Below are 10,010 nucleotides of genomic sequence, written 5' to 3' on the forward strand. Positions count from 1 at the left end.
GGCGGGTTACCGAGTAGTTTAGGGGTGCCGGAACTGTGAGCGGTGCCGCTGCCTTTCCCAATAAAGTCATTGTTTTTCTGCGTTCTTTCGCCGCTGTGCTATGCTAAAAAAACTACTTCCGCTTGCCTTTGCGGCCCTATCCCTTGTTAGTGGAAGCGCCTGGGCGCAGGCCCCGGTTCCGGAACCGGGGCCTGATTGGTGTGGCACCACGGCGGCACAGGAGCGCTACTTTGCCCAGCACCCGGGGGCCCGCGAGGCGCAGCGGGCGTATTACCAACAGCTCGAGGTTTTGGCGCAGGCCCAGCAGCGCGGCCCGGCTTACGTGACCGATATCACCATTCCGGTGGTGGTGCACATCATTCACGCGGGCGGCACCGACAACATCAGCGACGCGCAGGTGGCCACGGCCATCGACCAATTGAATCTGGATTATCAGAAGCTGAACCCGGACACGGCCGAAATTATTCCGCTCTTCCGGCCCATCGCGGCTTCGATTGGGTTCCGGTTTCGGCTGGCCAAAAAGGACCCGAACGGCAACTGCACCACGGGCATCACCCGGCACTACCTGCCCAGCCTCGTCAACGACGACCAGAGCGGCGCGGTGCAGGGCGTGGGCGTGTGGGACCAGGCCAAGTACCTCAACATCTGGGTGGTAAATACCATTGGCACCCCAACCAGCGGCGGCACCACCGTGGGCTACGTGACGCCGCCCAACTCCCCCAACAACCCCTACGACGGCTTTGTGGTGCGCCAGGATTATTTTGGCAACATCGGGACCAGCTCCATCAGCCGGGGCTTATTTCGGGGCGCCACGCACGAAATTGGCCACTACTTCGGCCTGTCGCACACCTGGGGCAACACCAACAGCCCTGGCTCGGGCAACTGCAACGGCACCGATTACGTGGCCGACACGCCCGTAACGGACGGCACCTTTAGCTGCAATCTGGGGTACAGTACCTGCGGCCCGGTAGCCAACGTGCAGAATTACATGGATTATTCCAGCTGCAAGCGCATGTTCACGCAAGGCCAGCGGGCGCTGATGCGCACCGTGCTGACCTCGGCGCGCAGCGTGCTGACGTCGCAGGCCAACCTGATTGCGACCGGCACGAACGACGGCTACGTGAGCGGTACCTGTGCGCCAATAGTGGCTTTTCAGCCCTCGGCCACCGTTGTTTGCGAGGGCTCGGCCGTGACGTTCAACGACTTTTCCTATAACGCCGACCTCACGGCTCCCGGCACTGCCTACGCCTGGCAGTTTCCGGGCGGGGTGCCCAGCACCTCCAGCCAGCGCACCCCCACGGTGACGTACCCAACCGGCGGCTTGTACAATGTGACGCTCACCATCACCACAGCCGGTGGCGTCGGCACGGCCACCCGCACGGCGCTCATGCAGGTGGTGGGCGGCAACGCCGGCCTGGCAGCGCCGGTGGCCGAGTCGTTTGAAAACGCTGGCTTCCCCAACAACTACCCGGCCCCGGACCTGCGCAACTGGTCGCAGTCGTCCACCTCCTCATCGGGGGCCGCACGCTGGATGCGGGTGACCAGCGCGGCGGGAGGCTTGCAGGCCAGCGACGGCTCGGCCTGCCTGGTGGTGCGCAGCTCGTTTCTGCCTGCCGGTACCCAAACCAACCTGATTTCGCCCAACATTAACCTGAGTGCCTACACGGCTGCCAATCCACCGGCCCTGGTTTTTGACCGCGCCTACGCCCAGCGCCCGGTGGCTGTCAATGAATACCTGAGCATTCAGTACAGCAACGACTGCGGCCTGACGTGGACCAACCAGCGCAATATCTTTTCATCGGTGCTCAACACGCGCGACACGCTGCGCGTGTACGGCTACACGCCTACTTCCGCCGCTGACTGGCAGCCGCTTCAGGTGGACATCCCGGCCAGCTACATCAGCAGCCATTTTCAGGTCCGGTTTCGGATGGTGAGCGCCGTCGGCAACAACATTTATCTGGACAAGGTGCGCATCGTGGCGGCCACGACGCTGGCCACGCAAAGCACGCAAACTGGTTCGGCGCCACTTCATGTATTTCCTAACCCGCTGACGGCCGAAACAGTGGTACAATTTGCGCTGGACACGGCTGGTCCGGTGGAGGTGCGCCTCACCGACCTGGTTGGGCGTTTGGTTGGCCCCGCCACGCGGGCCATGGGTCGGCAAGGCGAACAAACGCTGCCGCTGTTGGCGGGCAACGGCCCCCGCCCGGCGGCGGGCATCTACCTGGTCGAGCTTCGCACAGCCAAAGCCCGCTGGACCAGCAAAGTCGTCATTCCTTAACCATAGCGACAAGTCCGGGCCGGTTCAGGTGGCGCACCACTGCCCTTTTCTTTCTCGAAAGCCTCGTTCTGTTTTGAACAGGGCCTTTTAATGCTGGGAGGCGCTCCGGGGCCGGCGTACCTTTGCCGCACGCTTTTACCCCTATTTTCACCGATGCGCAAGCAAAAACCCGTCGCAGACTCTTTCGTCATCATGACCGAGCTGGTGTTGCCCAACGATACCAACACCCTGAACAACCTGATGGGGGGCCGCATGATGCACCTGATGGACATTGCCGCCGCCATTTCGGCCCAGAAGCACTCCAACCGCATTGTCGTCACGGCTTCGGTCGACAACGTGTCGTTTCGCGACAGCATTCGGCTGGGCAACGTGGTCACCCTTCAGGCGCAGGTAACCCGGGCGTTTAGCTCCAGCATGGAAGTGCACATCGACGTGTGGGCCGAGGACATTCCGAGCGGGACCAAGCTCAAAACCAACGAGGCTTTTTTCACCTTCGTGGCCGTCGACCAGTCCGGCCGGCCCATCGACGTGCCCGAGGCGGTGCCGGAAACCGAGGAAGAAATTCAGCTGTACGAAGGGGCGCTGCGGCGGCGCCAGCTGCGCCTGGTCCTCGCCGGCCGCATGAAGCCCGCCGAAGCGCAGGAGCTAAAGGCGTTGTTTGCCCTGTAAACCGCTGTTACCCGCAGCCTCAAACAAGCGAACAAGCTATAAAAAACCACCCGCCATGTCCACCGAAAAGCTCGCATTCCTGCAAAACTTCTACACCGACGTGACGCTCTACATGCCCGCGGAGCCGGCGGAAGCGCCTGCCGAACCGGCAAGGGCCACCGCAGCGGCGCCAGTGGCCAAACCGCTGCCCACGCCCCCCGAAAAGCCCCAGCCGCCAGTAGCTGAGAAACCCACGCCGCTCAGGCCCATTGAAGAGTTCAGCCGCCCGTCAATGGCTTTCAGCAAGCCTTCGGCGGGCCTGGAGCGGCTGGCTACGGCCGCCCACCACCCGGTGCCGGCGGCGAGTCCGGCGCCGGCAGCAGCCACGCCGCCGGTCAGCCCGGTGGTGCAGCCGTTGGCCGCGCCGGCAGTTCCGCCCGTGCTGCTCACGCCGTTTACGGTGATGGGCGACAACGCGCAAGGGGTTGTGCTGCTATTCCGTTTGCCCACCGAGGAGTTCCGGAAGCTGCACCGCAACGTGTTTCTCAACAAGATGCTGCAGGCCCTGAACCTGGTCATGGCCGACGTGGTGTTGGTGAACGTAGACTCGGAGCTACCGGTGGCGCTGGTGAACCTGCGCAAAGCACTGGCCGCCACACACATCATTGCATTCGGAAAAAACCTGCTCGACACCACCATTCGCAATACCCAGATATACGAGCCGGTGCAGTTCCCCAGCCTGGGCCTCTCCTACCTGTCTTCGGCCACGGTCGACTTAGTGGAGTATGATGTCAGCCTCAAAAAACGCCTCTGGCCCGGTTTGCAGCGCATGTTTAGGAGTTAGACCAAACACAAAACGCCTGGCTTATCGGCCAGGCGTTTTGTGTTTTTAGTTGTTGGTTGCCAGTTGTCAGTTGTTAGCCAAGATTTGTGCTGGAGCTGACAACCGACAACTAGCAACCAACAACTAGATAACCTATTTCAACACCTGCGCGAGCTTTGCAGCCAGCGCTTCCCCACGAAGGTTTTTGGCGATGATTTTACCCTGGGGGTCAATCAGAAACGACTGCGGAATGGCCTTCACACCGTAGGCGGCGCCAGCCACGCTGTTCCAGCCGGCCAGGTCCGACACGTGGTTCCAGGTGAGGCCGTCGGCGGCAATGGCCTTTTCCCACTTGGCTTTGTCCTGGTCCAACGACACGGAGTAGATGGTGAACCCTTTGCCCTTGTCTTTGAACTGGTTGTAAGCGCGTACGACGTTGGGGTTTTCCTGACGGCAGGGGCCGCACCAGCTCGCCCAAAAATCAATCAGCACGTATTTGCCGCGCAGGCTGCTCAATGCCAGCGTCTTGCCTTCAGGAGTTGGCAGGTTGATTTCCGGGGCCTGGGTGCCAGGGGCGGTGGCGCGCAGGGGCTCCAGGCGGGCGGTCAGCTCCTTGGTGAAGGGAGAATTGGGGTTGGCTTTGCGCTGGATGGTGGCCACCGAATCGGCAAAGGTGAACTCTTCTTCGGGGTTGATGAAGGCGCCCACCGCAAAGCCGCCCACCACGGCCGAGGCGTTGCGCCGAATCACGCTTTTAACCTTGGCCGTGTTGCGGCCCTGAATGGTGAAGTACTCCTTCTCAATCGCCTTCATCTCATCGGTCTTCCCAGCCTGGCCAGCCTCGTTGTACCGCTTGCCCAGGTCCTCGAGCTGGCCTTTGCTGCTGGTCATCACCATCGTTAGCTGGCGCAGCACTTCCGCGTCCTTGCTGCCTTTAACGCTGTAGGTGGCGGGGAGGCTGTTGGCGTCGCCGTTCACCTGCACATGCGTTTTGTTGTCGAGCAGCAGCAACACCTGGTTGGCTTCGTCCAGCTTCAGCTGAAAAATGCCGGGGGTCAGGGCCGCCCCCTTTAGCGTAAAATTGCCCGCAGCGTCGGTTTTGGCCTGCGCTTTTTCCACGAACTGGTTTGATGTCAGTTCCGAAAGGTGCAGCACGGTGCCCGCCGGGGCGTTTTTCAACTGGCCCGTCACTTCGTAGCCGTCGGCAGCAACGGCATTTTGGCAGGCATTGGCCATGCCCAAAACAGTAGCGGCCAGGAAAACAGACTTTATCATAGGATGGGGCATCAATTCAATGAGTAATTAGCAGTGAGCAGTTACCAATGAGCAAAAAAAGTACCGTTGTTCGCAAAACGGAGACATACTGCTTAACGCCAAACAACTGTCGGACATTGTTAATTGCTCATTGTTCATTATTAATTGTTATCCAGCGCAGTGCGCAGCAGCTGGTTGGCCAATTTGGGGTCGGCTTTGCCACCGGTCAGCTTCATCAGCTCGCCCATGAACATGCCGGTGAGCGACTTTTTGCCGGCGCGGTACTCGGCTACTTTGGCGGGGTTGCCGGCCAGTACCTGGGCTACCAGCCCGGCCAGCTCGCCTTTGTCGGCTTGCGTGAGCAGGCCCAGGGTTTCGGCGGCACCGGTGGCATTCGCCGTTGGGTGTTCCAGCAGGTGCGGAAACAGCTGCTTGCTGGCCACCGAATAATTGATTTTTCCGGCGTCAATCAGCTCGATGATGCCGGCCAGCTGGGCGGCGTCGAGCGGGAAGTCGGCCATGGTGAGGGCCCGCTCGTTGAGGTAGCTTTTCACCGGTCCCATCACCCAGTTGGCAGCAGCTTTGGCGCTCCCGGGCGTGAGGCGGGCCAGGTCGTCGAAAAACAGGGCTACCTCCTTTTGGTCGATAAGCACGGAGGCGTCGTAATCGTTCAGGCCCAATTCGCCCACAAAACGGGCGTAGAGCTGCTGCGGCAGGGCCGGTAGCTCGGCGGCCACGCGGTGCAGCCACTCGTCCGAAATCACCAGCGGCGGCAAGTCGGGCTCGGGGAAGTAGCGGTAGTCGTTGAGGGTTTCCTTGCTGCGCTGGCCGTTGGTGGTGCCGCTGGCCGCGTCGAAGCCGCGGGTTTCGCTGTCTACTTCGCCGCCGGCTTCGATGATGTTGATTTGGCGCTCGATTTCGTAGGCAATGGCCCGCTGCACGTTGCGAAAGGAGTTCATGTTTTTCACTTCCACCTTCATGCCGAACTTGTCGGCGCCCTTCAGCATCACCGAAATGTTGGCGTCGCAGCGCAGCGAGCCTTCTTCCATGTTGCCGTCGCAGATGCCGAGGTACTCCACCAGCTTCTTGATTTCGGTGAGGTAGGCGTAGGCTTCCTCGCCGGTGCGGATGTCGGGCTCGCTCACAATCTCAATCAGCGGCACGCCGGCGCGGTTCAGGTCCACGAGGGTTTCGGTTTCGCCGGCCAGGTGCATGCTCTTGCCCGCGTCTTCCTCCATGTGAATGCGGGTGACGCCAATTTTCTTGGTTGTGCCGTCGCTCAGGCGCACTTCCACGTGGCCGTCGTGGCAAATCGGGGTTTTGTCCTGCGTAATCTGGTAGCCTTTGGGCAGGTCGGGGTAAAAGTAATTTTTGCGGGCAAACAGGTTGTCGCGCCGAATCTGGCAGTTGGTGGCCAGGCCCATTTTCATGGCAAATTCTACGGCCGTCCGGTTCACCTTGGGCAAGGTGCCAGGGTGGCCCAGGGTGATGACCGAGAGGTTGGTGTTGGGCGCAACGCCGTATTCGTTTTCATCCGACGAATACATCTTGCTGTGCGTGAGCAGCTGGGCGTGAACTTCGAGCCCGATGACGGGCTGGTATTTGGCAAGGGTGGCTTCGTCCATATCAAAAAAACGCGGGGTACTACGGGCAATTTGTCCTTAAAGGTAACGGGTACGGGCAAGCCAAGCCGCATAAATGCGCGGCTGCACTTGGCAAACCCCGAGCACCGGCGCTTTGGCAGCCCCCGTCCGCTACCAGCGGCGCGGCGACTGATAGGTCCGGTACGCTCCTTGGTTGGGCGCCTCCACCGTGTAGTAGACGGGCACGGTGAGGTAGCTGACCATCACCTGCCCGTCGCGGCTGCCGGGCACAAACGGACGCTTGAGCTTGGCCACGGCACGGAGCACGGCCTCGTTGAGAAACCGCGCGGTGGAATGCACCACGCGGGCGTCGGCAATGTGGCCGTCGGGCGCCACGGCCAACTGCACATCCACTTCCCGCTGCGTGCCCGAAAAGTATAAGGATTGCCGGTACGATTCGCGGCGCATGGCTTGCACTTCCTGCGGGTTGAGGCGCACGGCTTTGCTCAGCTCTTTTATCAGCACGAGGCCGCCACCGGGGTAAAGCGGCAGCTGCTCGTACACGAAATAGGGCACGGGCTGGCCATCGGGCCCGTAGCAGCTGCCGATGCCACAATGCCCGTTTTCATAGGTTTCGCGCCTTTTTAGGGTGCCGTCGGGGTAGTAGGTGAGCAGTTCGCCCTGCCGCACCCCGCGCAGGTAGTCCTCCTTGGTGCACATTTGCCCGTCTTTGTACCACGTGGTGACGGTGCCGTGGCGCACCCCCCGGTACACATTGGCATACGGCACGTACTGGCGCAGCTGGCCCGTTGGATAATACACCCGCGTCACGCCATTGCCCAGGCTATCGCGAAACATCGTCTCGGCACAGTAAGCCGTTGTGTCAAACTGCGTTGCAGGCAGAAAATCGGGCGTGTAAAACTGAGCCGGCTGCGTGGGCAATACCCGCCCGGGCACCTGCGCCGGGCTAACCAGCGGCAGGGCCATCAGAAGTACCAGCGGCAGTAGCTGTGTTTTCACCAAATGCGCTTTCGACAAGCAAAAAACGGAACGGCTCCGCGTTTGTTTTCTCCTGAATTATATACAACAAACTCCATCGTTGGGTTCTGCCAACAATAGCCAAAGCATCACGATGCTTCGGCTTACTCAGCATCTAAATAGGTGACCTTGGGCGTAACTTCGGTGTAGGCATGGGCCATGTTCCAGCCGTTGGCTGGCCGGCCAACTTTGATGGACAGCGTATACAACACCGAAACTGGTACTTGGTCGACCATTCCGGGCGTTTCAAAAGGTGGTAGCTGTTTCACGGCATCAACCACCGCCTGCCCCATACGGGCAGTGGGTGCGTTTACTACCTTGGCTCCCAGAATATTGGCTTGGGCATCGACCACAAGAGAAACAAGCACGATTCCAAATCCACTCTTTGCTATTTCTTCTGTGGGCAACACCACCGCCTCTTCAATGGTCTTGATGAGCTTGGCCTTTCCTCCGGGGTATAGGGGCGGCTGTTTCTCTTCCTGGCACTGCTCAGGCTGCCCGGTTGGCGTGAAGCACTGTTGGCTTATCCGTTTGCCTTTGTCATACACCATGGTTCGGCTCAATTGGCCGGTGGCATCGAAAAGCTGGACTTCGCCCTGCCGTTGGCCGGCCAGGAAATCTTCCCGCTTGCGGAGTTTGCCAGCCTCGTCGTAGCTCATGGCCACGCCGTGGCGAATGCCTAAGCCGACGTGCGCAAAAGGCACGATGCGCCACAGCTTGCCCGATGGATAATACTCCCGCATCATCCCACTCACGCTGTCGCGCATCGTGATTTCGGCCCGATGGTGGGCCCCATCGGGTGTGGGGAGTTGCTGCCCACCCGCCGTCATGTACACGGTTACTTTGCGGGGCCCGTTTGCTGGCGCAGACTGGGCCGTGGCAATAAGCGGGATGGCGAAACAAAGGCCCGCGAAAAAAACGACGGCGCTATTCATATCCTTGTTTTTGCTCGAATTATCCGTTCGTTAACCGCTACTTCACCGGGCGCTGGAGCTGCTGCATGGCCATCATCTGCTCCAGGTTTTTGCTCATGCCCTCGTTGGAGCCATCCAGGAAAATAACGTTGCCCTTGCCCTGCTCGGCAAAGTGCTTGATGGCCTCCGTCCACATGGAGAAGTACACCAGCGAGGGGTCGAGGTTGTTTTTGGTTACGGCTTCCACGGCGTGGGCCAGGCCTTTGGTCACTTCTTCGCGAAACAGGGCCACGCCCTGGCCCCGCAGCTGGGCCGCAATTTTCTCGGCTTCGGCGGCAATTTTGATGGCGTTGCCTTCGGCTTCGGCCGCTTTGGTTTTGGTGATGAGCAGGGCCTGGCCTTCGTTTTCGGCGGCCGCTTTCAGGTTGTTCGAGGCCACTACTTTGGCCATCGAGCGCATGATTTCCTCATCAAACGCAATGTCGTTGAGCTGCAAATCGATGAGGTGGTAGCCCCAACTTTCCAGCGTGGCATCGAGCTGGTCCTTCACGTGGAGCACGATTTCGCCGCGCAAGCTCAGCACGGCGGCCTGCCGCTGCGTGGCCACAAAGGCCCGAATGCTGCCCTCCACGGTGCGCACCAGCGCCTGCATCAGGCTCATTTCATCCACAAACTTGAAGGCCACGTTCTTGATGGCCTCCTCGCTCTGGTCGAAGGCCGCGTAGACCAGCATGGCCTTGAAGTTGACGTTGGCCTGGTCGATGGTGATGGCCTGGAAATTCAGCTCCAGCGAGCGGTTCTGAATGGAAATCCGCTTGTAGACCGTTTCAATAAACGGCAGCTTAAAGTTCAGGCCCGGCAGCATGATGCGCCGGTACTTGCCAAAGGCCGTGATAACGGCCACGGTGCCCTGGGGCACAATAACATAGCACAGGAACAGCACGAGGGCAATGAGCCCAAGCAGAATGAGGGCAAAAGTGGACATGGGAAGTGAAATGAGGCAAGCTGGAAAATCACCCCAATGTACGCGGCAACGGCTTGTCCGAAACCACAACGGCAGCAGCGATAACGCATAAGCCCGAAGTTTTCGAATAGATGGGACAAATGCCCGTTAAGCAGAACCGTTGCTTCCGAATTTGAAAACTTCAGGGTTACTACTCGCCCATCAATAATGACTCAGCTAAGGTCTATTGCTTACTGCTTCTTGGGCTTGGCGGATTTGAAGCGGGGTGCGCTGTAGTCACGTACCCACTCTACTTGCGTCGTCCGTCCATTTTTGGGGTTTGAGTTACTGGTGAGACGATAATACCCCGGCCGCCCCAGACTGTCAAACGATTCTGAGTGTGGCCCATCAAGCGCTTTAAAAATATGGCTACGCACCTGACCGTTCGGATAATGAAGCTGTTTAGAAAGTCAAAATCGTTGTCATCCTGAGCGCAGCGAAGGACCTTATCCCGTCAGAACAACGC

General features: G+C 59.8%; 8 protein-coding genes. 3 read left to right on the top strand and 5 right to left on the bottom strand.

Features of this window, described 5'->3' with window-relative positions; genetic code table 11:
• The first annotated feature begins 100 nt into the window (after positions 1-100).
• The 3 genes from JKL48_RS17835 (at position 101) to JKL48_RS17845 (ending at position 3,773) form a co-directional block, all read left to right on the top strand.
• Complete coding sequence (locus JKL48_RS17835) at positions 101-2,281, top strand: M43 family zinc metalloprotease (RefSeq protein ID WP_201985532.1); 2,181 nt, start codon at positions 101-103, stop codon at positions 2,279-2,281.
• A gap of 153 nt (positions 2,282-2,434) precedes the next feature.
• Complete coding sequence (locus tag JKL48_RS17840; protein ID WP_201985535.1) at positions 2,435-2,950, top strand: acyl-CoA thioesterase; 516 nt, start codon at positions 2,435-2,437, stop codon at positions 2,948-2,950.
• A gap of 55 nt (positions 2,951-3,005) precedes the next feature.
• Positions 3,006-3,773 carry a hypothetical protein gene (locus JKL48_RS17845; RefSeq protein ID WP_201985537.1) on the top strand — a complete coding sequence of 256 codons (768 nt, stop codon included), beginning with the start codon at positions 3,006-3,008 and terminating at the stop codon, positions 3,771-3,773.
• 132 nt (positions 3,774-3,905) lie between these two features.
• Here the strand turns inward: JKL48_RS17845 and JKL48_RS17850 are convergent, their stop codons facing one another.
• From JKL48_RS17850 to JKL48_RS17870, 5 genes are all read right to left on the bottom strand, one after another.
• Positions 3,906-5,027 carry a TlpA disulfide reductase family protein gene (locus JKL48_RS17850; RefSeq protein ID WP_201985539.1) on the bottom strand — a complete coding sequence of 374 codons (1,122 nt, stop codon included), beginning with the start codon at positions 5,025-5,027 and terminating at the stop codon, positions 3,906-3,908.
• A 140-nt stretch (positions 5,028-5,167) separates the two neighbouring features.
• Entirely contained in the window at positions 5,168-6,631 is a 1,464-nt protein-coding gene (gene gatB / locus JKL48_RS17855; protein ID WP_201985553.1) for an Asp-tRNA(Asn)/Glu-tRNA(Gln) amidotransferase subunit GatB, read from the bottom strand.
• A 129-nt stretch (positions 6,632-6,760) separates the two neighbouring features.
• Positions 6,761-7,609: an energy transducer TonB gene (locus JKL48_RS23620; RefSeq protein ID WP_201985560.1), complete on the bottom strand. Its 849-nt coding sequence runs from the start codon at positions 7,607-7,609 to the stop codon at positions 6,761-6,763.
• A 122-nt stretch (positions 7,610-7,731) separates the two neighbouring features.
• Entirely contained in the window at positions 7,732-8,562 is an 831-nt protein-coding gene (locus JKL48_RS17865; RefSeq protein ID WP_201985562.1) for a hypothetical protein, read from the bottom strand.
• A gap of 37 nt (positions 8,563-8,599) precedes the next feature.
• On the bottom strand, positions 8,600-9,526 hold the full coding sequence (locus JKL48_RS17870; RefSeq protein ID WP_201985564.1) for an SPFH domain-containing protein: 927 nt from the start codon (positions 9,524-9,526) through the stop codon (positions 8,600-8,602).
• Between the last annotated feature and the right edge of the window lie 484 nt (positions 9,527-10,010).

The sequence above is a fragment of the Hymenobacter rubidus genome (assembly GCF_016734815.1).
GTDB classification, from domain to species: domain Bacteria; phylum Bacteroidota; class Bacteroidia; order Cytophagales; family Hymenobacteraceae; genus Hymenobacter; species Hymenobacter rubidus.

Bases quoted from the DNA above. Each gene is read 5' to 3' on its own strand.
- JKL48_RS17840 (WP_201985535.1), top strand. From the start codon at position 2,435: ATGCGCAAGCAAAAACCCGTCGCAGACTCTTTCGTCATCATGACCGAG.
- JKL48_RS17850 (WP_201985539.1), bottom strand. From the start codon at position 5,027: ATGATAAAGTCTGTTTTCCTGGCCGCTACTGTTTTGGGCATGGCCAAT.
- JKL48_RS17865 (WP_201985562.1), bottom strand. From the start codon at position 8,562: ATGAATAGCGCCGTCGTTTTTTTCGCGGGCCTTTGTTTCGCCATCCCG.
- gatB (WP_201985553.1), bottom strand. From the start codon at position 6,631: ATGGACGAAGCCACCCTTGCCAAATACCAGCCCGTCATCGGGCTCGAA.
- JKL48_RS17870 (WP_201985564.1), bottom strand. From the start codon at position 9,526: ATGTCCACTTTTGCCCTCATTCTGCTTGGGCTCATTGCCCTCGTGCTG.
- JKL48_RS17845 (WP_201985537.1), top strand. From the start codon at position 3,006: ATGTCCACCGAAAAGCTCGCATTCCTGCAAAACTTCTACACCGACGTG.
- JKL48_RS17835 (WP_201985532.1), top strand. From the start codon at position 101: ATGCTAAAAAAACTACTTCCGCTTGCCTTTGCGGCCCTATCCCTTGTT.